The organism is Rhizobium sp. F40D2 (assembly GCF_051810745.2).
In the GTDB taxonomy this organism is placed as follows: Bacteria; Pseudomonadota; Alphaproteobacteria; order Rhizobiales; family Rhizobiaceae; genus Rhizobium.
Window position 1 is genome coordinate 25,570 of the sequence record NZ_JBPWQX020000002.1, and the last position, 21,551, is coordinate 47,120.

The 21,551-nt window shown below is 61.8% G+C and carries 17 protein-coding genes and 1 pseudogene; 5 read left to right on the forward strand and 13 right to left on the reverse strand.

Annotation, left to right across the window (positions count from 1 at the left end):
• Positions 1-15 precede the first annotated feature (15 nt).
• The 4 genes from ACS4RS_RS24850 to ACS4RS_RS24865 form a co-directional block, all read right to left on the reverse strand.
• Positions 16-837: an ABC transporter permease subunit gene (locus ACS4RS_RS24850; protein WP_439012739.1), complete on the reverse strand. Its 822-nt coding sequence runs from the start codon at positions 835-837 to the stop codon at positions 16-18.
• Positions 837-2,093, reverse strand: a complete 1,257-nt coding sequence (locus tag ACS4RS_RS24855) for an ABC transporter permease subunit (RefSeq protein WP_439012740.1) — start codon at positions 2,091-2,093, stop codon at positions 837-839. The genes ACS4RS_RS24850 and ACS4RS_RS24855 overlap by 1 nt, the downstream gene beginning before the upstream one ends.
• Before the next feature lie 68 nt (positions 2,094-2,161).
• Positions 2,162-3,211, reverse strand: a complete 1,050-nt coding sequence (locus ACS4RS_RS24860; RefSeq protein ID WP_439012741.1) for an extracellular solute-binding protein — start codon at positions 3,209-3,211, stop codon at positions 2,162-2,164.
• A gap of 47 nt (positions 3,212-3,258) precedes the next feature.
• On the reverse strand, positions 3,259-4,341 hold the full coding sequence (locus tag ACS4RS_RS24865; protein ID WP_439012742.1) for a polyamine ABC transporter ATP-binding protein: 1,083 nt from the start codon (positions 4,339-4,341) through the stop codon (positions 3,259-3,261).
• Between the two features lie 237 nt (positions 4,342-4,578).
• Between ACS4RS_RS24865 and ACS4RS_RS24870 the strand changes: the two genes are divergently transcribed.
• Positions 4,579-5,976, forward strand: coding sequence for an aminotransferase class I/II-fold pyridoxal phosphate-dependent enzyme (locus ACS4RS_RS24870; RefSeq protein WP_439012743.1), 1,398 nt, complete (start codon positions 4,579-4,581; stop codon positions 5,974-5,976).
• Between the two features lies 1 nt (position 5,977).
• On the forward strand, positions 5,978-7,270 hold the full coding sequence (locus ACS4RS_RS24875; protein WP_439012744.1) for an FAD-dependent oxidoreductase: 1,293 nt from the start codon (positions 5,978-5,980) through the stop codon (positions 7,268-7,270).
• 90 nt (positions 7,271-7,360) lie between these two features.
• Here the strand turns inward: ACS4RS_RS24875 and ACS4RS_RS24880 are convergent, their stop codons facing one another.
• From ACS4RS_RS24880 to ACS4RS_RS24910, 7 genes and pseudogenes are all read right to left on the reverse strand, one after another.
• Positions 7,361-7,783 (reverse strand): type II toxin-antitoxin system VapC family toxin, encoded by a 423-nt coding sequence (locus ACS4RS_RS24880; RefSeq protein ID WP_439012745.1) that lies wholly within the window; start codon positions 7,781-7,783, stop codon positions 7,361-7,363.
• Positions 7,780-8,028, reverse strand: a complete 249-nt coding sequence (locus tag ACS4RS_RS24885; RefSeq protein ID WP_439012746.1) for a FitA-like ribbon-helix-helix domain-containing protein — start codon at positions 8,026-8,028, stop codon at positions 7,780-7,782. Before ACS4RS_RS24885 ends, ACS4RS_RS24880 begins: the two co-directional genes overlap by 4 nt.
• A 122-nt stretch (positions 8,029-8,150) precedes the next feature.
• On the reverse strand, positions 8,151-9,128 hold the full coding sequence (locus ACS4RS_RS24890) for a sn-glycerol-3-phosphate ABC transporter ATP-binding protein UgpC (protein WP_439012747.1): 978 nt from the start codon (positions 9,126-9,128) through the stop codon (positions 8,151-8,153).
• Positions 9,129-9,131: 3 nt separating this feature from the next.
• The gene (locus tag ACS4RS_RS24895) at positions 9,132-9,959 is read right to left on the reverse strand and encodes a carbohydrate ABC transporter permease (RefSeq protein WP_097626279.1); all 828 of its coding nucleotides are present in this window, start codon (positions 9,957-9,959) and stop codon (positions 9,132-9,134) included.
• Entirely contained in the window at positions 9,956-10,834 is an 879-nt protein-coding gene (locus ACS4RS_RS24900; protein ID WP_439012748.1) for an ABC transporter permease subunit, read from the reverse strand. The genes ACS4RS_RS24895 and ACS4RS_RS24900 overlap by 4 nt, the downstream gene beginning before the upstream one ends.
• 122 nt (positions 10,835-10,956) lie before the next feature.
• A complete protein-coding gene (locus tag ACS4RS_RS24905) occupies positions 10,957-12,240 on the reverse strand; it encodes an extracellular solute-binding protein (protein WP_439012749.1) in 1,284 nt (427 codons plus the stop codon).
• A gap of 37 nt (positions 12,241-12,277) precedes the next feature.
• Positions 12,278-14,601, reverse strand: a pseudogene (locus ACS4RS_RS24910) (family 78 glycoside hydrolase catalytic domain).
• 144 nt (positions 14,602-14,745) lie between these two features.
• Here ACS4RS_RS24910 and ACS4RS_RS24915 point away from each other — a divergent pair.
• Positions 14,746-15,804, forward strand: a complete 1,059-nt coding sequence (locus ACS4RS_RS24915; RefSeq protein WP_439012751.1) for a substrate-binding domain-containing protein — start codon at positions 14,746-14,748, stop codon at positions 15,802-15,804.
• 163 nt (positions 15,805-15,967) lie between these two features.
• Here ACS4RS_RS24915 and ACS4RS_RS24920 read toward each other — a convergent pair whose 3' ends face one another.
• Together ACS4RS_RS24920 and ACS4RS_RS24925 are read right to left on the reverse strand one after the other, a co-directional pair.
• Complete coding sequence (locus ACS4RS_RS24920) at positions 15,968-17,305, reverse strand: alpha-L-fucosidase (protein WP_439012752.1); 1,338 nt, start codon at positions 17,303-17,305, stop codon at positions 15,968-15,970.
• A 26-nt stretch (positions 17,306-17,331) separates the two neighbouring features.
• Positions 17,332-18,339, reverse strand: coding sequence for a substrate-binding domain-containing protein (locus ACS4RS_RS24925; protein ID WP_439012753.1), 1,008 nt, complete (start codon positions 18,337-18,339; stop codon positions 17,332-17,334).
• Between the two features lie 188 nt (positions 18,340-18,527).
• On the opposite strand from ACS4RS_RS24925, the gene ACS4RS_RS24930 reads away from it, so the two are divergent.
• Positions 18,528-20,453, forward strand: a complete 1,926-nt coding sequence (locus ACS4RS_RS24930) for an ABC transporter substrate-binding protein (protein ID WP_439012754.1) — start codon at positions 18,528-18,530, stop codon at positions 20,451-20,453.
• Positions 20,454-20,554: 101 nt separating this feature from the next.
• A complete protein-coding gene (locus ACS4RS_RS24935; RefSeq protein ID WP_439012755.1) occupies positions 20,555-21,541 on the forward strand; it encodes an ABC transporter permease subunit in 987 nt (328 codons plus the stop codon).
• Positions 21,542-21,551: the final 10 nt, after the last annotated feature.

Genomic DNA, 21,551 nt, shown 5'->3' on the forward strand with positions numbered 1-21,551 from the left:
CTCAAACTCCCGAGTTTAGTCCCTATGCGCAATCTTCTGGCGTTCGGCGCGTCGCTGCAGCCATTGGATGGTGGCGAGAAACAGTGTTGAAAACAGGATGAGGAGGGTTGCGACGGCGGCGATCGTCGGGCTCAGCGTTTCCCGAACGCCGCTCCACATCTGGCGCGGCAGGGTACGTTCCTCGGAGCCGGCGATGAAGAGCGCAATCACCACCTCGTCGAACGACGTGACGAAGGCGAAGAGCGCGCCGGATGCCACTCCAGGCGCGATGACCGGCAGCATGATGCGCAGGGTCGCTTCGACAGGGGCTGCGCCGAGACTGGATGCTGCCCGCATCAGATTGTGATCGAAGCTGGCGAGCGTCGCCGTCACGGTGATCACCACGAAGGGCGCTCCGATAGCCGTATGCGCCAGCACCAGCCCGGTCAGGCTGTTCAGCAGTCCGACGGCGGCAAAGGCATAATAGATGCCGACCGCCGAAACGATGACCGGCACGATCATCGGCGAGATCAGAATGGCGGTCAGCGTTGCCCGCGCCGGGCAGGATGGCCGGCTGAGGCCGATCGCGGCAAGCGTACCGAGAAAGGTCGACAGGACAGTGGCGCAGACGGCGACGATGATGCTGTTCTTCAGCGCCAGCTGCCAGACGTTGGAATCGAAGAACTCACGGTACCAGCGCAGCGACAGGCCGGGCATCGGATAGGTGAAGAACGGCTCGGCATTGAAGGAGAGCGGCACGATCGCCACGATCGGCGCGATCAGGAAGAGGATCACCAGGCCACCGGCCAGCCACAGGAGGATCGAAAACAGCCGCGGGAAGGAAAGGAAGTTCGTCATCAGCCTATCCTCAGCCTGTCGATGCCGACGATGCGATTGTAGACGGCGTAGAGGATGAGCACCGCCACCAGCAGGATCGTGCTCAAAGCCGCCGCCATGCCCCAATTGGTGACCTGGTTGGAATAATAGGCGATGAAATAGCTCACCATCTGATCTCCAGGCCCGCCGACCAGAGCCGGCGTGATGTAGTAGCCGAGTGCCAGGATGAAGACGAGCAAGCCGCCGGCGCTGACGCCGGGCATGCTCATCGGCAGGTAGACGCGGAAGAAGGCCGATGCCGGAGGCGCGCCGAGCGACGAGGCGGCCCGCAAATAGACCGGCGGGATGCTTTTCATGACGCTGTAGATCGGCAGCACCATGAAGGGCAGCAGAATATGGGTCATGGCGATCAGGACGCCGATGCGATTGTATATCAAGTCGAGGGGCCGCTCGGGGTTGACCAGGCCCAGCCAGATGAGCGCCGAGTTGATTACGCCGCGCCCCTGCAGCAACACGACCCAGGCGCTGGTGCGCACCAGAAGCGAGGTCCAGAACGGCAGCAGCACCAGGATCAGCAGCGTATTGGCAACGGCGCCTTTCGAGCGGGCGATCAGGGCGGCAAGGGGATAGCCGAGGAACAGGCAGATCACGGTCACCGACGCGCTGACGACGAAGGTGCGGATCAGCACGTCGATATGCACTGCATTTTCAGCCGAGACCCTGACGATCGCGCCCGAGGCGTCGCGCTCCAGGTCGAGCGAGGCGAGCAGATAGTAATCGGTGAAGGGCGGCGACGCGTTCTTGATGATCGTCCAGTAATGCGGCGTCTCCCATTTGGGATCGATGGCGATGAAGGCGGCCTTATAGGGTGGCTCGGCGTTGCGGATCGTGCGCGCGGTTTTCAACAGCATCGAGCGCATGCCGGTCTCGTAATAGTTGAGACGCTTGGCCACCTCGGCGATCTGATCGCGGGGCGATTGTTTCAGGTCGGCGGCAAAGGCGGCAAACAGCGCTTCGTCGGGTTGAGATTGTTCATCCCAGGCTGATAGAGCTGACATCGTATAGGGCAGAGCGGCGGAAGCCGCCCTGTTGTCGACCGCGCGCGTCAACAGCAGGACGATCGGCAGGACGAAGACGAGCAGCAGGAAGATCAGCAGAGGCGCGACCAACAGCAGCGCTTTCAGCTGCGCCTTGCTTTTTGCACTGCCGAGGCTTTTCACCCGTATGCCGGCGGCAATCATCGAGCCGTCGCCTTCATTCATTGTCGCGGTCACCATCGCTCATGCCTTTTTGCGGTAGAGAAAGGGGCGGACGAAGCCGGGGGACACTCGCCCGCCCGACGAGGTTACTGTGCGAGCCACTTGTTGAAGCGTTCGGTCAGCTCCTCGTCATGGTCGGCCCAGAATTCGGAGGAGACGACAAATGCGGTCTTCGTGTTCTCTGGTGCTGTCGGCAGATCGATGAGAATATCCGGCGGAACTTTCGCGATGGCTGCCTTCAGGGTCGGGCCATAGGAAATATATTTCGACTGCTGCGCCATCACGTCAGGATTGACGGTGAAGGCGACGAATTTATCCGCCAGTTCCTTGTTCTTCGAGCCTTTCGGCTCGGCCCAGAGATTGAAGTCCATTCCCTGGCCGTCCCAGACGATCTTGAAGTTCTTGCCGCTGTTCTTGACGGCGTCATAGATGCGGCCGTTCCAGGCCGTGGTCATCACCACTTCACCATCGGCGAGAAGCTGCGGCGGCTGCGCGCCGGCGGTCCACCAGACCTTCACATCCTTCTTGATCGTGTCGAGCTTCTTGAAGGCGCGGTCGACGCCCTCCGGTGTCCCGAGCACGTCGTAGACCTCAGACGGTTTGACGCCGTCGGCAATCAAAGCGAATTCCAGCGTGGTCTTCGGCGACTTGCGCAAGGCGCGCGGACCCGGGAATTTGGCGGTGTCGAAGAGATCGGCCATGGTCGTCGGCCCGCCATTCGGGAACTTGGCGGCGTCATAGGCATAGATGGTGCCGAAGACGATGGTGGCGACCGCGCAATCCATCGCCGCGCCGTCGATGAAGGCGTCCTTGCCGCCGAGTTTCGAATAGTCGATCGTCTCGAGCCAGCCTTCGTCGCAGCCTTGCAGCGCATGGCTGGGTTCGACGTCGACGACGTCCCAGGTCACTTGGCCGGTCTCGACCATGCCTTTCAGCTTGGCTGTCGAGCCGTCCCACTCGTCCTGGAGAATCTTGGTGCCGGTCTGCTTGGCGAAGGGCTTGAAAAAGGCCTCATCCTGGCTCTTCGTATAGGCGCCGCCCCAGGAGGTGACGGTCAGCGTATCCTCGGCAAATGCTGCTCCTGCGGTCGCAAGAGCCATGACGGAACTGAGAAGCATGCAGTTTAAACGCATCATGGTGGTTCCCCTTTTTGTTGCTGCGTTACGAAAGAATGAGCACTGGGTCAGGAGAGCGCGAGCGCGCGGCAATCCCCCGGCGCCCAGCCGATGAGGGTGCTCGAGCCGAGCGACCGAACCGGCATATCCTGTGCGGCGGCGACTTTGATGAAGACGTCGTCACAGCCGCATGCGGCGACACGTAACCGCACATGATCGCCGTGATAGATGATTTCCTTGAGCATGGCGGTGAACCGGTTCGGAATGTCGGCACCAGGTGCCAGCAGGATCCGTTCGGGCCGCAGGACCAGGGTTGCGCGCGCGCCTTCCTTCAACCCTTCTCCGGCCTGGCCGGTGATGATCGAACCGTCGGGCGAGCGAAGCCGGCAGAGGGTTTTGTCGATTGCGACGACTTCGCCCGATATCGCATTGTTCTCGCCGATAAAGGTTGCGACGAAGGGATTTGCCGGCGTCTCGTAGAGCGCATGCGGGGCGGCGATCTGCTGCAGTATGCCGTCATTGAACACACCGACCCGATCCGACATGGTCAGCGCCTCGCCCTGGTCGTGGGTGACGTAGACGACATTGATGCCGAGGCGGGCATGCAGATGTTTGATCTCGAGCTGCATATGTTCGCGAAGCTGCTTGTCGAGCGCACCGAGCGGCTCGTCCATCAGCACGAGCTGCGGCTCGAAGACCAGCGCGCGGGCAAGCGCGATGCGCTGTTGCTGTCCGCCCGAAAGCTGGTTGGGCCGTCGCGCTTCGAAACTCGCCATGCGCACCATGTCGAGCGCGCGGCGAACCCGTTCGGTAATCTCCGCCTTGCCGAGCCGGCGCATTTTCAGCGGAAAGGCGACATTCTCGCCGACCGTCATATGCGGGAAGAGCGCATAATTCTGGAAGACCACGCCGATATTACGCCGATGCGGCGGAACGCTGTCGATCCTGTTGTCGGCAAGGGTAATGGTCCCGCTGCTCGGAGCCTCGAAGCCGGCCAGCATCATCAGCGTCGTGGTCTTGCCGGATCCGGAAGGTCCGAGAAGGGTCAGAAACTCGCCCTTGGCGACGTCGAGATCCAGACCGCGCACGACATAGCTGACACCGTCATAGGATTTACGCACGCCTTCGAAAGCAATGAAGCGCTCGCTCATGAATTCCTCCTGTTTGCACCGGCCGGGTCCCTGCCTCTTTGTCTCGATGCTGGTCCATATTGTCCCGGTCGATTTATGTTTGTCAAGCCACACAAATAATTTTGTATGGCAACAACTGCAGGCCTCGAAAACATTGGGAAAGCGTGTTATATCGCACGAAATCAAGCTGGATCGTGGAGCCGACGATCAAATAGGCCACGCCAAGCTGACGAAAACTAAACGGATTGCAGGAATTGTATGTCTGAACGATCGGAACTGAGCCAGACAAACCAGGAGCGGGAAACGCGGATACCGGCCTATCTGGAACTCGCCAGCGAGCTCGAGGCGCGAATCCGCTCGGGCGCCCTGCCGCCCGGCAGCCAGCTCCCGCCGCAACGCGATCTCGCACGGGAGCGCTCGCTCAACGTCTCCACAGTCACGCGCGCCTATCGCGAATTGCAGAACCTCAATCTTGTCATGGGCAGCACCCGGCGCGGCACGATCGTCACAGGCGACGGCGCCATGCCACGGGTCGATCGGGCGGCGAGCCCGGCCGGGGTCATCGACCTGACGGTCAACCGGCCGGCCGTCGACGATTTCCAGCAGCGCCTCGCCCAATCCCTGCCGGATCTTTCGTCCGATCCGCGCTTCGGCCAGATGCAGGAGTACCAGCCGCCGGAAGGGCCGGCCTGGGCGCGCCTTGCTGCGAGAAAGTGGATATCGCTCAACGGCTTCGACCCGTCCGAAGACGATATCGTGGTCACCAGCGGCGCCCAGCACGCTCTTCTCGCTGTCATCAGCAGCCTGATCGAGCCCGGCGACACCATCGTCTGCGATCGGCTGACCTATTACGGCCTGATCGCGCTTGCCCAGATGTTCCGCTTCCACATTATCGGCATCGGAAGTGACGATCAGGGCATGTCGGCGGCGGAGCTCGACGATATCTGCAGGCGGGAGCCGGTGCGCGCCGTCTTCACGGTTCCCTCGATGCACAATCCGACCGTCGTCACCATGAGCGAGTCGCGTCGGCGGGAATTGGTCGAGGTCGCGGAAAAGCATGATCTCGTCATCATCGAGGACGATGTCTATGGCCCGATGCTCGGGACCCGGGCAAGCGCCCTGATCACGCTCGCCCCGGCCAGGACCTACCATATCTCAGCGCTTTCCAAGGCTTTGGCGCCGGGTCTGCGCGTCGGCTATCTCACTTGCCCGCCCGGCCGTGCGCTGCTCTCCGCCGAGGCGGTGCGCACGACCGCCTGGATGCCTTCGCCGCTGCCGTTGCTTCTTGCCACCCGGTGGCTGGAGGACGGCACGGCCGAAGCGATCCTGAAGTCCCAGCTTGCGGAGCTGCGCGCCCGCCATGCGATCGTGACGACGATCCTGGCCGGCCACTCTTTCTCCGCCGATCCGCGCTGCATGTTCCTCTGGCTCAGACTGCCGGTGCCATGGCGCTGCGAGGATTTCGCCGCCAATCTGCGCGCCCACGGCGTTGCCGTCATGGCTGCCACCGCCTTTGCCTGTGATCGTCAGCCCGTCGAACATGCCGTGCGCGTCAATGTCGGCTGCGCATCGTCGCGGGAGGAACTGGCAAGGGCCCTGCGCATCATCGCCGCGACGCTGAACGATCGTCCCCGCGCTCTGGCCGGCCTGGTCTAGGATGAATAGGCCGCTCCCCGAGCTTCAGCCCTTGCCCGACGCCGAGCGCCGGCATGTGGCTGTTGTCGGTGCGGGACTTGTCGGCCTCTGCTCGGCCCTCTGGCTGCAGAGGACGGGGCATCGTGTCACGATCGTCGATCCGGCGCCGCCATTGGGCGATGCATCCTACCGGCAGGCCTGTTCCTATGGAAACGCCTGCACCTTTGCGCCGCACGGCGTCGTTCCCGTCGCGACTCCAGGCGTCATCTGGCGTGTGCCGGGAATGCTGCTCAATCCGTTCGGTCCGCTGGCGATCGTCTGGAGATACCTGCCGCAACTGGCGCCGTGGCTCTGCGCCTTCCTGGCATCGAGCACGAAAGCCGAGGTCGAGCGCATCGCCGCGACACTGGCGGTGCTGCTGTCCCATGCCGATGCCGCCTGGCAGCCGCTTTTGATGCAGGCAGGCGCCGAACGGCTGAAGCGGCATGACGGCTGCCTCTATCTCTACAAGACGGAAGCGCAATTCCAGGCTGCCGATCCCGAATACGCGTTGCGTCAACGCCATGGCGTCGCCATGGAGCAGCTCAGCCGCGCCGATATCCAAAGCCTGGAGCCCAATCTTGCGCCGCTCTACCACAAGGGTGTGCTGTTCCGGGACGCCTATGTATTTTCGAGCCCCAGGCAGCTCGGCTTTGCGTTGGCGCAAGCGCTCGTCAATGGCGGAGGAGAGATCATCCGCGGCGAAGTCTCGACAATCGAGCAACGCGACGACGGCATCGGTCTCAGGATCGCCGGCAAGGCAATGCTTGCCGACCACGCCGTCCTGGCCGCCGGCGCCCGGTCCCGCAAGCTTGCGGCATCGGTAGGCGATCGCGTCCTGCTCGATACCGAGCGCGGTTATCACGTCCTGTTCCCGCAGGCGGGCAATCTGCTGTCGCGTCCGGTCTGCTATCCCGAGCACGGCTTCTACATGGTGCCGATGGCGGATGGGTTACGCGCGGCGGGAACCGTCGAACTCGGCGGGCTTGCCGCTCCCTTGAACCCCAGGCGAACGGCGATGATCCGTGACGGCGTGAAAATGCTGCTGCCGGCCGCCGGACAGGGCAGCGACGAGTGGCTGGGTTTCCGGCCGTCCATGCCGGATTCGCTGCCGGTCATCGGCGGCTCGCGCCGCTTGCCTCGCCTTACCTACGCCTTCGGTCACGGCCATCTCGGCCTGACGCTGGCCGCTTTGACCGGCTATCTCGTGTCTCAGCTTGTTGCCGGGCAGAGCCCCGCCATCGATCTCAACCCGCTGCGTCCCGGGCGGTTCTGACCTGGTGACGGCTTGGGGTCGTCCGGTATGCGATGAATATTGCCTATATGTAAAAGCCGCTCACACTTCGGTATCCGCACTTTCGCACTTCTATTTGTGCTTCCACGGATTGATGACTTGAAGATCTATTCCCGCGAAATCGGAGACATTGCGTGTCGCAAGCGAGGCGCCACGCGAAATGGAAATGGCGGCGATCTGGGCATCGAATTGGCTGATTGGCCGACCCGCTTTTCGGCGATCGGTAGCGACAGTGGCATAAACGTTTGAAGCGTCGCGATCGAATGGCAGGACGCGCCCGCCAATGTCCTCGCTGAATATCGGCAAAATTGCTGCCTCCAGATCGCGTCGGCGCCGTCCCTCGGGAAGGAGACGCAGGCCATAGAGGATCTCGGCCTCCGTTATCGCCGTCGTGAAGATGGAAGAAGGATGCTGCGTTGCGAGCCAATCGATCACGGCCGCATTTGGAGCGGCCGTGAGCAGCTCCGAAATAACATTGGTATCGAGAACGATCATGCAGAGAAGTCCGGAGGCTCACGGATTGGCTCTCGAGGTGGGATGTCGAGGTCGACGCCGCCAACCGAGAGCAAGCGCGTGCGAATGGCATCTGCGAGATTACGGGCTGCTGGCTCGCTGGCCGCAAGCGCGGTGCGCAATATATCCCGCGCTTCATCCTCCATGGAGCGGCCATGTGTTGCGGCGCGCATACGCAACCGCTGTTTCAGCCCATCGTCAAGATTGCGGATGGTCATGCTTGCCATGTCTACTCCCATTCATCAATGATTGCATATTAATCATTGATTGCAGATTTTCAAGGTGTTGGCCGGGTGCGGCGTCAGCGACATGGCGTGCCGGGTCGAGACGATGGCTCGCTTGGCCATTGTCAGAACCTGTGTTCCGCCCCCTCGACCAGATTTGCCCAGACCATCATGCCAGGTGCAAATTGCGTCTCGCCTTCGGCGCGCACGACCATTTCGCCGAGCTCGGGGACGTCGAGGTAGAGGATCGCGTCGGCGCCGAGGCGTTCCACATGCCGGATCGTGCCCTGCCACCGTCCGGCATTTTCTGAGAGCCTGATATGTTCCGGGCGCACGCCGTACGTCGTGCAGTTGAAGCGCCGTGCCGTCTCGCCGCTATAGAGGTTCATTTTCGGGCTGCCGATGAAGCCGGCGACGAAGGGTGTAGCGGGATTGCGGTAGAGCTCCATCGGGCTGCCGATCTGCTCGACCGCCCCGCCGTTCAGGACGACGATCTTGTCGGCCATCGTCATGGCTTCGACCTGATCGTGGGTGACATAAATCATCGTCGATTTCAGCCGGGCGTGGAGGTCGGCGATCTCGAGGCGCATCTGGGCTCTGAGCGAAGCATCGAGATTGGAGAGCGGCTCATCGAACAGGAAGACCTTCGGATCGCGCACGATCGCGCGGCCGATAGCGACGCGCTGTCTTTGGCCGCCGGAGAGCGCCTTCGGCTTTCTCTGCAGGAGGTGGGTGAGCTGCAGCGTTTCGGCGGCTGCGTTAACCCTGGCGGCGATTTCCGCCTTCGGGCGGCGGGCGAGCGAAAGTCCGAAGCCGATATTCTCGGCAACCGTCATATGCGGATAGAGCGCATAACTCTGGAATACCATGGCGATGCCGCGCTCGGAGGGTTCGGCATGGGTCACGTCCTTGCCGCCGATCGTCAGCATGCCCGACGTCGTCTCCTCCAGACCGGCGATGATGCGCAGCAGCGTCGATTTTCCGCATCCCGACGGGCCGACGAAAACGACGAACTCGCCGGTTGCAACCTCGAGATCGATGCCCTTGATGACCTCGAGGGCGCCGAAGCTCTTACGGACCTGTTTCAGAGTGAGCTCAGCCATTTTCTACCCTTTGACTGCGCCGGATGTCATGCCCGCGACGATCTGCCGGTTGAAGAAGATGAAGACGATCAGCGGCGGGATCGTCACCAGCAGGATGTTCATGAAGAGCAGGTTGTACTGGCTCGTATACATGCTCTGGAAATTATAGAGCGTCAGCTGCACCGTCACGTTCTCCTTGCCGGGAAGGTAATAAAGCGGGTTGGTGAAATCGTTGAAAATTGCGATCGACTGCACGACGATATTGGTCACCGTTACCGGTTTCAGAAGCGGCAGGATGACCCTGAAGAAGATCTGCCGCGGCTTGGCGCCGTCGATCAGCGCCGCTTCGTCGAGATCGCGCGGGATGGTCGAGATGAACGACCGGTAGAGCAAGATCGAAAAGGACAGATTATAGGCGACCTGGATCAGGATCATTCCGGTCATGGTTTTGAAGAGACCGATCTCCTGCAAGAGGCCGATGGTCGGCACGACGGCCGGCGGCATCATGAGACCCATGAACAGCGCAACCGAAGCCACCTTGTTCCAGACGGTCCTGCGGCGCTGCATCACATATCCGACCATCGCCGACAGCAAGAGCAGGATGCTGACGGAGACGACGGTGATCAGGGTCGAGTTGAAATAGGCGAGCGCGAGCTGGTAGTCGCGGGCCTTGAAGACGGCGATCAGGTTATCCCAGAACAGCCATTGCCCGGGCAATTCGAAATCGAGGCGGGAGGCTTCGGATTTCGATTTGACCGCCTGAAGAGCGACGAAAACGAAGGGCATCACGAAGATCACGGCCGCGACGGCCAGGGCGATCGCGCCGGTCACGTAAGGGCGGACGCTTCTCATTCTTCGACCTCGCGCCGGTTGAACCATAAGGTGATGGGCAGGATGATCACGGCGATCAGCGCAAACAGGATGACGTTTCCGGCGGTCGACAGCCCATAAAAACCGGCCTGGTACTGCTTGTAGATGACCGAGGCGATCACATCCGAGGAGAAACCCGGTCCACCGCGGGTCATCGCCCATATCAGGTCGAACGAACGAAGCCCGCCGATCAGCGACAATGTCACCACGACGATGGTGGCGGGACGCACAAGCGGCAGGGTGATCCGGAAAAATTGCTGAAGCCGAGTCGCGCCGTCGATTCTCGCCGCCTCATAATAATCGGGGCTGATCGCAGCGAGGCCGGCGATGAAGATCAGGGTCGCGAGGCCGACACCCTTCCAGACATCGACGAGGGCCACCGAAAAAAGCGCGAGCGCCGGATTGGTGATCCATCCCGGCCCCGGAATGCCGAGGGCTTCGAGCGTGACATTGATGATGCCCCTGGTCGGATGCATCATCACCGTAAAGGTGATGCCGATGCCGATCGTCGACACCAGCACGGGAAAGAAGACGAGCGTGCGCAGGAAGCCGCGGGCGAAAATATTGCTGGTCAGCAGCACGGCGAGCAGCAGACCGCAGACCGTCTTCAGGCCCGACGTCGTCACCGCGTAGATCAGCGTGTTGACGAGCCCCTTGACCAGGAAGGGCTCGGAAAAGAACTGTCGAAAGTTTTCGAGCCCGATGAATTCGGCCGTCGAAAGATCCCAGCGCGTCAGGCTGAACCAGAGAGACGATACCGTCGGGAAAAGAAACAGCACGCCGTATATGATGGCGGCGGGAATGAAAAACCACAGCGGGTAGGGCGATTTGCGCGCCGGGCGGCGTGTCTCGATCATGGCTCCCTCTTCGCTCGGGTGGCGCCTCGCTCATTAAGCGCGAGGCCGCCAACTGCATAAGTGTTACAGCGTTCTTTGCGCGTCCGAAACGATGCGCGGCGCTGTAGCCCCGAAAGACCGCTCTACCAGTTGGGCAGGCCGAGCTGCTTGGCCTGCTTGCGCACATCCTCGTCATAGAGTTTCGCCGCCTCGGCGGGTTGGCGAATACCGGAGCCGACCTCGACGGTGATCTGTTCGAGCGCCGGTCCCTTGACGGGAGAAACGAATTCCAAGGCGGGGGTCGTCTTGTCCCTGGCCTCGAAATAGGGAAGCATATCCTTGATCGCAGGCGGCACGTCGGCCGGCAGATCGCAGCCGTCGACCAGGGAAGGCCCCTGGACCGCGTTGGTTTCCACCATGATCTTGCAGCCCGCGACGCTTCCGGCGAAGTCGACGAATTTTTTTGCTTCCTCGGCATGCTGGCTGGTCGCGGGAATGTAAAGGCCCGGCGGCATCCAGACCGTCAGGCCATTCGTTGCCGCATCATCGCTCGGCTGCGCGAAGAAGCCGACATCTGCGAGGTTTTCCGGATAATTCTGCTTGAGCGCGCCGACGGCAAAGCTCAGCATCGGATAATGCGCTGCCTCGCCGGTCGACACCATTCTCAAGCCGTCGTCGTAGCTTGCCGCGCCGAAGTCTTCGTTCATCAGGCCGGCGTCGTGAACGTCCTTCAGCCGTTCGAAGCCCTTCATCGCCGCCGGCGTCTCGGCATATTTCGCCTTGTTGGCGGTATAGTCGGCGGCAAAGTTCGGCACAGCGGCATGCAGATTGTAATAATCGGCCAGAACGAACAGCTGCGAGGTCCAGGTATCGCGATAGGTCTGCGCCACGGCGACCTTGCCGGATGCCTTGACCTTGGCGTTGTTTGCCATGAAAGCCGCCCATGTCTTCGGAACGGAGAGGCCGAGATCCTGATAGATCTTCCTGTTGTAGAGGATCCCGCCGGCCATCGCCGTGCCGAAAGGAACGCCGTAGAGCTTGCCGTCGGCGCTGACCACCGCCTTGAAGCTTTCGTCCACCTTTGCCTGTGAGGGCAGGCCGCTCAGATCGACAAGTTTCTGCGTGGGCTTCAGCGCCTGTAAAAGCGAACCGGAATTATAGAGGAATATATCGGACATCTCTCCCGTCGCCAGGCGCGTCTTGATGATGTTGTCGCCCTCACCGCCGCCCGGCCGCTGCTCGATTTCGATCGTCACGTCGGGCGCCTTGGTCTGATAGGCGGCAACCAGGGCCTCGGCCGCTGCGACCGTGTCGGGATTGTTGTCTATCAGGAAAGACAGTGTGGTTTCTGCATGCGACGGGCCGGCCGCAGCCAACGCCAGAAGCGTGGATGCGCCCGCAAGAATGCGCTTTATCCGATGTGTCATGACGTTCCTCCTCTGAACGGTGTGACGTGTATGCTCCTCAAAATTCGGGTAGAGAAAAGACCAGCTGGTGCGTTCCCGGCGCGAGAACGGCCTCCTCGCCGACAGGCTTTCCGTTCAGCGACGGGTTCTGATGTCGCCGTCCGGGCCGGAAGCGGCCGATGCAGCCCTCCGGAAGGGTCAGCACATAGGTGACCTCGTTACCGCTGCAGTGCCAGCCGGCCTCGATGCGCCCCTGGCTGACGTCATGATGGGCGGCAACCGGCGAGAGGCCGGGGATCGGCGCGGGATCGACGATCACCTCGGCAAATCCCGGTGCGCTCGGACTCGGCGAAATTCCGGCGACGCATTCAAACAGCCATTGGCAGACGGCGCCATAGGCATAGTGGTTGTAGCTGTTCATGTCCGGTTCGTAGATGGTGCCGTCAGGCGCCATCGAATCCCAGCGCTCCCAGATCGTCGTCGCTCCCTTCGAGACCTGATAGAGCCAGCCCGGCACGTCTTCCTGCAGGAAGACCTTTTCGGCGAGATCGTCCATTCCAAGCTTCGTCAGCGCCGGCAGAAGGGCAGGGGTGCCGATGAAGCCGGTGCCGATCCTGTAGTCGGCATCGACGATCACCTGCCGGAAATGCCACCGGGCAGCCTCATGATGCTCCTTTGGGATCAGATCATGCAGGAAGGCCAGCGCATAGGATGTCTGGTCGTTATGCGCGAGCCGTCCGGCCGGCGTGATGAACTCGTTGGCAAATGCCCGCCGGATCTCACCGGCGCGCTGCTTCATCTGTTCTTCAAGCGCATGTTCGCCGAGAACGGCGGCGATCTTTGCCAGAAGGTCTGTCGAGATGAAGTGATAGAGCGTGGCCGCGCAGTCGTCGGCAATTGTCGGGCGCGGTTTTCTGTTGTCGCCGACCGGTTGCAGCCAGTCGCCGAAGGTGAAGCCGCGGGCGCCCCAATGCGACGGCGGACGCACGATCGGGCCATCCGAGATGGACCAGACGAAATCGACCCAGCGCACCATCGAATCCAGGCACTCCGCCAGCACCGCGCGATCGCCGTAATGGGTGTAGAGCACCCAGGGGATGACGGCGATCGCGTCACCCCAGCCGGTCGAGCCGGCATAACCGGGGAAGTCGGCGGGATGCAGGCGTGTAGGGTCCGGCGAAAAATGCGAGACGGCACCGTCGTCGCGCTGGTCAGCCATCACATCGCGCAGATATTTCCTGAGGAACGACTGGCTGTCGCTCAGCCAGCAGGCGGTTGCGGCAAATACCTGCGCGTCGCCCGTCCAGCCCAGGCGTTCGTCGCGCTGCGGGCAATCTGTCGGCACTTCGACGAAATTGGCGCGTTGCGACCAGATGGTATTCTGGACGAGGCGATTGACGAGGGGATTGCCGGAGGTGAAACCGCCGGCAGGCTCGGTCACCGACGAGATCGGGATCGATGCGATTTCAAGAATCTTGGCATTTCCCGTGATCGTCACCCTGGCATAACGAAAGCCGTGGAAGGTGAAATGCGGCGCATAGGTCCGTCGTCGCCGTCCCCGCGCATTGTGTAAAGCGTGTGCGCGGTGGCCGTGCGATAATTGCGATTGTCGAAATGGCGGTCGGGGCCGAGCACTTCCGAATGCTCCACCCGCACTTCGGCACCGCCGACGCCGCGGACTGTATATCTGACGTAACCGCCGACGTTCTGGCCGAAGTCATAGATCGTCCTGCCGTCGTCGTCGGTCCAGCTTTCGACGGCGGCGAGCGGCTGCAACTCTCGCACCGGTGCCGTCTCATGCGCGACGAGCAGTGCCCTATCGAACGGCAATCTCTCGGTGCCATGCGTTTCCGTGGGGTTTTCCAGCAGCGCGTCATAGATCTCGCCGAAATAGATCCCCGATTTCAGGATCGGCAGCCTGCCGCTCCGCCAGCTCGTATCGGTGGAAAGAATAACGCCGCCTGGGCCCACCAGATCCGCAATGGCGCCGATCCTGTCGCCCCAGCAGTTCGGGATCGGCTTGGCGCCCCACATGAGGGGCGACCGGTACCATCCGTCGGCAAGCCAAATCTCGATGCGGTTGAGGCCCGGGTTAATGAGGCTGGAAACATCGTAGCGCTGATAGGCGATGCGGTCGTCGTAATTCGTCCAGCCCGGCGTCAATAGGTCGTCGCCGACGCGCGCGCCGTTGATGAAGCAGCGGTAAAGGCCGAGTGCGGAGATGAACAGTTCGACCGGAAGCCGGGCGCCATCATGTTCGAAGCTTTTGGAGACGAAGCTTGCGGCGGTTCCCTGACCGCGATCCGACAGGGGCGCGATCATCTCTCCCGACCAGGTGCGCGAGACGAGATTGCCGCTGATGGCTGCCGGCTTAAAGTTCATCAAATCCTCCCGACGAAATGTAGAACGTTCTCCATATAACGTTCTACATTTTCTTTGGAAGCGCAATAGAAATTTCATCGCCGGTCTGCCATGGTGGTCTGGCGGGCGATTATTGATGGCTCGCAGCCGCAAGCCAGAGAGCCCATGTCAGTCGAAGACAAACAAAAGCCGCAGCGAAACGATCGCGTGACGATCCGGACAGTGGCAACCCATGCGGGCGTCTCGGTCGCAGCGGTTTCCAAGGTCATGCGAAACGCCTACGGCGTCAGCGAAGCGCTGCGCGCAAAGGTGAAAGATGCGATCGAGGCGCTCGGCTATCGCCCCTCGCGGGCGGCGCGGGGCCTGCGCGGCCGCAGTTTCACCATCGGCGTGCTGCTGATCGACATACGCAATCCCTTCCTCCCGGAGGTGATCGCCGGCGTCAACGCGGTGCTGGCGCCTTCGCATTATCAGGCGATGATCGGCGTCAGCGATGCGCGCGTGCAACTGGAGACGTCGCTGATCGAATCGATGATCGATTACAAGATGGACGGTCTGATCCTCGTTGCGCCGCGCCTGCCCTCGGAGATCATCGCGCGGTTTGCAGTGCAGATCCCGATTGTCGCGGTCGGCTATCACGATGCCGGCGCCACGGCCTTCGACACCGTCAATGCCGACGATCAGCGCGGGGCGGAGATCGCGGTCGAAGCGCTGATTGCCTGCGGCTATAGCGACATCGAAATGCTCAGTCTCGGCGAGCGCGAAGGGCATGCGGTTTCCGTCGTCCGCCAGCGTGAGATCGGATACCGCCGGGCGATGCAGCGCGGCGGGCTCGGCGCCTCCGTACCGATCGGCAAAATTCCGATCGCCTCGCCGAAGCGGGAAGTCGCGATGCGAAAATTCCTGTCGCGGAAGGACAGGCCGCGTGCTGTGTTCTGCTGGAGCGATCTCGATGCGATCACGCTGCTGAGCCTGGCGATGGAGATGGGCGTGCGCGTGCCCGAAGACCTCGCGGTCATCGGATATGACAATTCCTCGACCGCAGCCCTCGGCCTCGTCGATCTCGCCAGCATCGATCAGTCGGGAAGGGAAATCGGTCAGGTCGCGACCCGGACCCTCATTTCCAGAATAGAAGGCCGCACCGCCTCCGAGCATATTCTCCAGATACCGTCGCTCGTCAGCCGCGGCAGCCTGATCCGACCAGACGATACGAAACAGGGCTGACGGCAAGCCCGGCTCCGTCGATCCGCCAGTCGGGATCGGTCTGGAAGACCATATCTATATGACCGCCGAAGGACCTTGTTGGTTCACCAGGCCGGCGGCCGGGCCGACCGAGCCGTTCTCCTGAGCGGGCGGTATGAGGACTCCCGCTCGGGCAAACCTGGTCTCATGCCTGAAGGCCGGCGGCACTCCCCGCCTTGAGCTTCACCTCGATGACCGGAACCACGACCTTGGGGCGGCGCACCGGCAGGACGAAGGTCAATTCGTCCTCGCCGACGGGGAACTGGGTGTTCGCCCATAAAGTATTGGCGGACGGGCGCAGCCAGGGGACTTCGCTGGCATCGTGCAGGAATTGCGCATATTCGATCTTCCCGGCCAGCGCATCGAAATGCAGATGCTTATAGGGCCAGTTGAAGAGGTGGATATAGAGGCGATCGCCGTTCTGGGTCAGGCGACAGTCGGGCGGAGCGGTGAAATCGGACTGGGTGCAGCCGACGATGCTGCGCTCGTGCAGCGCCATCCACTCCTCATAGGCGGCGAGCGCTGATATTGCCCGGTGGTCGAGCGTGCCGCGTGCCGTCGGCCCGACATTCATCAGCAGATTGCCGCCTATGGCGACGGTGCCGACCAGCATCTGCACCAGCTGCTCCGTGCTTTTCCAGGTATCCTCGTCGCGGTGATAACCCCAGGAACCGCTGAGGGTCTGGCAGGCCTCCCAGACGACGCGCCTGCCGTCGCGCTTCGGCCAGGCGCGCGGCATATATTGTTCCGGCGTGACGATGTCGGGGAGAAGGCCGGCGAGGTCGAGCCGGTTGTTGATGATAATGTCGGGGGCGAGCTCGCGCACCAGGCGCACGAGCTTCTCGCTTTCCCAATCCCGATGACCCTTTCCCACCAATTCCCCAAGCTTCCACTGCGGATAGCTGAAATCGAACCACATGATGTCGATCTGCCCGAACTCGGTCAGCAGTTCGCGCACCTGCTCGCGCATGAAGGCGGCATAACGGAGCATATCCCGGCCTTCGTTGATTTTCGACGCATCGGGATGATTGCGCTGCGGGTGGCGCGGATCGACCGTGAAGTCGGGGTGTTGCCAGTCGATCAGCGAATAGTAGAAGCCGATCCTCAGGCCCTCTGCGCGGAAGGCGTCGACGAAGGGGCGCAGCAGATCCTTTCCATAAGGCGTGTTGGTCACCTTAAAGTCGGTGGCCTTGGTGTCCCAGAGGCAGAAGCCTTCATGATGCTTGGTGGTCAGCACCACATATTTCATGCCGGCGGCCTTGGCGCGTCTTGCCCATTCGCGCGGCTCGTAGAGATCGGGATCGAAATGATCGAAATATCTCTGGTAGTCGGTGTCATCAAGTTCTTCGCGGCTCTTGACCCATTCATGGCGTGCCGGCAGGGCATAGAGGCCCCAATGCACGAAGATGCCGAACCGGTCATGGACGAACCAGGCCTTCTTCTCCTCGGGCAAGGCCAGTGACTGCAGATTGTCGCCATCCATGGGATATCTCTTCAGTTGATCGTCGATCAGGTCGTTTCGCGGATGATGAGTTCGGGCACGATGACGATGCCGTGCTGACGGTTCTTGGTAGCGATGCGGCTGAGCAGCAGGCGCACGGCTTCCTCTCCCATTTCCCGTTTCTGCACCCGCAGCGTGGTGAGCGCCGGAGACAGCAGTTCGGCCGTCGGGATGTCGTCGAAACCGATCAGGGCAATCTGCTCGGGGATCGAAATGTTGGCTGCCCGGCAGGCCTTCATGGCGCCGATCGCATTGAGGTCGTTGTAGCAGATGAGGGCATCGATATCGGGCGTTTCCGCCAGTAATTGCGCCGCCGCCGTCTGTCCACCCGCCGCCGTCGGATCGCAGTAGACGATGCCATGCGCCTTCAGCCCATGGGCCGTCAGCGTCTTGCGGAAGCCGACGAGGCGGCTTTTGCCGCCGAAGGAACTGCGCGGCCCGGCGACGATCGCGATTTTGCGTCGCCCGCGCTCGACCAGATGGTCGATCGCCCGCGACGCGCCGGTTTCGTAGTCCGTGACGATGGTTCCGGCGATTTCATTCGGAGCCTCGCGATTGATGAGCACGACGGCGCGGTGGGGTGCCAACGCCTTGTGAAGTGCTGCATCGGGCAGCCGCGCGCTGCAGACGATGATCCCGTCGACCCGATGCCTGAGCAGCGCTTCGATGAGTTCCTCCTCGCGCCTGCTGTTCTCGACGACGTTTGACAGAAGCAGGTTGTAGCCGGCCGCGCTCGCCGCATCCTCGGCCCCCCGGATGACTTCGGGGAAGAACGGGTTGGTGATGTCGGGAACAAGAAGGCCGATGGTCTTCGACCGGTCGGAGCGCAATCCGCGCGCAAAGGGGTTGGGGCGGTAATTGAGTTCGCTCGCCGCTGAGAGAATGCGTTGGCTGGTTTCGGCGCTCGCGCCGCCCCGGCCGTTGAGCACGCGCGATACCGTCATCGGCGACACGCCTGCGGCGTGGGCGACATCGGCGATGGTTATTTTGGAATCCGGTTCTTTGGGGCTGCTCAAGGGCTGTCTCTAAGGGGGTGAGAAATTTACGGTAACGATAACTAACATAAATCAGGAGAAAGCCAAGCCTTTGCGGGTGTGCATTCCGCCAATACGAATCTTTTTGACAAGATAGAACGATAACGTTAACGTTCTGAATTGAGGAGAATACGTTAACGATAACCTAAGCAGAATTTTGGGAGGAGAGAATGCAACACGTCAGAATTCTACGGCGGCAGGTTGTTTCGACCGTTGCCGCGGCGGTCCTCATCAGCGCCGGTTGGGCCGGCACCGCTTTCGGCTTTCAGGAGTCGCCGGAACTGAAGGCGATGGTCGATGCCGGCAAGCTGCCGCCGGTGGAAAAACGGCTGCCGAAGGAGCCGCTGGTGCTAACGCCGCTTGAATCGGTCGGCACCTATGGCGGCACCTGGCGCACGGCCACCTTCGGCGGCGGCGACAGCGAGATCGAGCGTTCGATCGGCTATACGAGACTGGTCCGCTGGAACCCGGAATGGACCGAGGTGATCCCCGACATCGCCAAGAGCGTCGAAGTCAACGACAATGCCACCGAATATACCTTCACCCTGCGGCAAGGCACGCGCTGGTCGGATGGCGAGCCCTTCACCGCCGACGATCTGGTGTGGTGGAACGAGAATGTGCTGCGCAACACCAAGATCACGCCTGCCGCCCCCGACTGGCTGACGGCCGGTGGTCAGACCGTCAAGGTCGAAAAGCTTGCCGACGACAAGGTCGTCTTCAAGTTTGCCGCGCCGAACGGCCTGTTCCTGATGAACATGGCGACGGTGCGCGGCTCCGATATTCTGGCGGCCGCGCCGGCGCATTACCTCAAGCAGTTCCACAAGGATTTCAATCCGGACGGCGTAGATGCCCTGGTGAAGGCGGCCGGTGCCACCGACTGGGTCCAGCTCTTCAACAACAAGATCGGCTTTCCCGGCCGCTGGCGCGATCTCGGCCGGCCGACGCTCGATGCCTGGGTGCTCACCGCGCCCTATAACGGCACCACCCAGGTCGTCGCCGAACGTAATCCCTATTATGCCAAGGTGGATACGGCAGGAAACCAGCTGCCCTACTTCGATCGCATCACCATCGACGTGTTGCAGGATACGCAGGCGATCATCCTGAAGGCGATCAGCGGCGAAATCGACATGCAGAACCGCTTCATCGAGACGACGGACGCCCGCACGGTGATCGTGCAGAACCAGCAGAAGGCCGGTTACGGCCTGTTCATCGCCCGGCCGGCCTGGTCGAACGCCCTGTTGATCACCCTCAACGAGACCCACAAGAATCCGGCCTTGCGCGCCGTCTTCTCCAACAAGGATTTCCGCATCGGCCTCAGCTACGCCATCAACCGCGAGGAGCTCAACCAGCTGATCTATGCCGGACAGGCCAAGCCCTATCAGGCCGCACCCCGCGAAGGCACCGCGCTCTATGACGAGAAGATGGCGACGCAATATCTGGAATATAATGTCGATCTCGCCAACCAGTATCTCGACAAGGCGGGCCTGACCAAAAAAGACGCCGAAGGCTATCGCCTCGGTCAGGACGGCAAGCGGATCACTTTTGCGATCGATGCGCTGACCGGAAGCCCGATCCAGGTCGACGCGCTCGAAATGATCCAGCGTTACTGGCGGGCGGTTGGTATCGACATGCAGCCGCGCCCGGCCGAGCGTTCGCTGATCTTCTCCCGCCTGCAGAACAATGACAATGACGGTCTCGCCTGGGTCGGCGGCGGCGGCTACGACTTCCTCGGGCTGCTCGATCCCAAATGGTATTTCCCGCACGAATATGAATCGAGCTTCGCCACCGCCTGGGGCCTCTATTACCAGAATCCCAAGGATCCGAACGCTGAGGAGCCGAGCCCGGCCGCCAAGAAGCAGATGGATCTCTATCGCCAGGTGCAGGAAGCCCCGACGCTCGAAAAGCAACTCGAAGCGATGAAGGAGCTGCTGGCGATCACCCGCGACGAGTTCTACGTGATCGGCACCAACCTCGAGCCGGACCGCGTCGGCATCGTCAAGACCAATATGCGCAACGTCCCCAAGGTCATCCCCAGCACGTCGTTCTACATGACGCCGGGACCGGCGAAGCCCGAGACCTTCTACTACCAGCAATAGACCCATGATCGGCCGGAATGGCGTCCGCGGGCGCCATTCCGGCAGCAGCCCCGCCCCATCACCCAAACCGATCGGCGATCGCCGGTCGAAGGAGCTTGAACATGGCCGGCTTCATCATCAGACGTCTGCTTTACATGATCCCAATGATGTTCGCGATCTCCGTCGTGACCTTCATCATTATCCAGCTCCCGCCGGGCGATTTCCTGACCGCGATGACGGCGCGTCTCGCCTCGCAGAACGAAACCGTCGATCCTGGCGCCATCGCCGGCCTGCGCGAACGGTATGGCCTCGATCAGCCCTGGGCGGTGCAATACTGGAAATGGATCAGCGGCATCCTGCTGCGCGGCGATTTCGGTCAGTCCCTCGACTGGAACAAGCCGGTCAGCGAATTGATCTGGGCGCGCATGGGCCTGACGATGGTGGTCTCGGTCGCCACGCTGTTCTTCGTCTGGGCGGTGGCCTTTCCGATCGGCATCTATTCGGCAGTGCGGCAGTATTCGGTCGGAGATTATTTCGCCACCTTCTTCGGGTTTCTCGGTCTTGCCATTCCGAACTTCCTGCTGGCGCTGGTGCTGATGTTCGTCTCGGCGCAGTATTTCGGCCAGAGCGTCGGCGGGCTGTTTTCGCCAGCCTACATCAATGCCGCCTGGAGCTGGGCCAAGCTCGGTGATCTCATCTCGCATATGTGGATCCCGGTCGTGGTGCTCGGCACGGGTGCGACGGCGGCGCTGATCCGCATCATGCGCGCCAACCTCTTGGACGAGCTCAACAAGCCCTATGTCGACATGGCGCGGGCGCGGGGCTTGAGCGAAATCCGGCTGCTGCTGAAATATCCGGTGCGCGTTGCGCTCAACCCCTTCGTCTCCACTGTCGGCTGGGTGCTGCCGCACCTCGTCTCGGGTTCGGTGGTGGTCTCCATCGTCCTTAGCCTGCCGATCACCGGGCCGCTTCTGCTCAACGCGCTGTTTGCCCAGGACATGTATCTGGCCGGCACCTTCATCCTGCTGATGAGCATGCTGACGCTGATCGGTACGCTGATCTCGGACCTGCTGCTTGCCTGGCTCGATCCCCGTATCCGCAACGGCTGAAGGACGACAG

Bases quoted from the DNA above. Each gene is read 5' to 3' on its own strand.
- ACS4RS_RS24935 (WP_439012755.1), top strand. From the start codon at position 20,555: ATGGCCGGCTTCATCATCAGACGTCTGCTTTACATGATCCCAATGATG.
- ACS4RS_RS24885 (WP_439012746.1), bottom strand. From the start codon at position 8,028: ATGGCAAGCATGACCATCCGCAATCTTGACGATGGGCTGAAACAGCGG.
- ACS4RS_RS24865 (WP_439012742.1), bottom strand. From the start codon at position 4,341: ATGAGCGAGCGCTTCATTGCTTTCGAAGGCGTGCGTAAATCCTATGAC.
- ACS4RS_RS24890 (WP_439012747.1), bottom strand. From the start codon at position 9,128: ATGGCTGAGCTCACTCTGAAACAGGTCCGTAAGAGCTTCGGCGCCCTC.
- ACS4RS_RS24915 (WP_439012751.1), top strand. From the start codon at position 14,746: ATGTCAGTCGAAGACAAACAAAAGCCGCAGCGAAACGATCGCGTGACG.
- ACS4RS_RS24930 (WP_439012754.1), top strand. From the start codon at position 18,528: ATGCAACACGTCAGAATTCTACGGCGGCAGGTTGTTTCGACCGTTGCC.
- ACS4RS_RS24895 (WP_097626279.1), bottom strand. From the start codon at position 9,959: ATGAGAAGCGTCCGCCCTTACGTGACCGGCGCGATCGCCCTGGCCGTC.
- ACS4RS_RS24850 (WP_439012739.1), bottom strand. From the start codon at position 837: ATGACGAACTTCCTTTCCTTCCCGCGGCTGTTTTCGATCCTCCTGTGG.
- ACS4RS_RS24900 (WP_439012748.1), bottom strand. From the start codon at position 10,834: ATGATCGAGACACGCCGCCCGGCGCGCAAATCGCCCTACCCGCTGTGG.
- ACS4RS_RS24905 (WP_439012749.1), bottom strand. From the start codon at position 12,240: ATGACACATCGGATAAAGCGCATTCTTGCGGGCGCATCCACGCTTCTG.
- ACS4RS_RS24920 (WP_439012752.1), bottom strand. From the start codon at position 17,305: ATGGATGGCGACAATCTGCAGTCACTGGCCTTGCCCGAGGAGAAGAAG.
- ACS4RS_RS24860 (WP_439012741.1), bottom strand. From the start codon at position 3,211: ATGATGCGTTTAAACTGCATGCTTCTCAGTTCCGTCATGGCTCTTGCG.
- ACS4RS_RS24870 (WP_439012743.1), top strand. From the start codon at position 4,579: ATGTCTGAACGATCGGAACTGAGCCAGACAAACCAGGAGCGGGAAACG.
- ACS4RS_RS24880 (WP_439012745.1), bottom strand. From the start codon at position 7,783: ATGATCGTTCTCGATACCAATGTTATTTCGGAGCTGCTCACGGCCGCT.
- ACS4RS_RS24855 (WP_439012740.1), bottom strand. From the start codon at position 2,093: ATGGTGACCGCGACAATGAATGAAGGCGACGGCTCGATGATTGCCGCC.
- ACS4RS_RS24875 (WP_439012744.1), top strand. From the start codon at position 5,978: ATGAATAGGCCGCTCCCCGAGCTTCAGCCCTTGCCCGACGCCGAGCGC.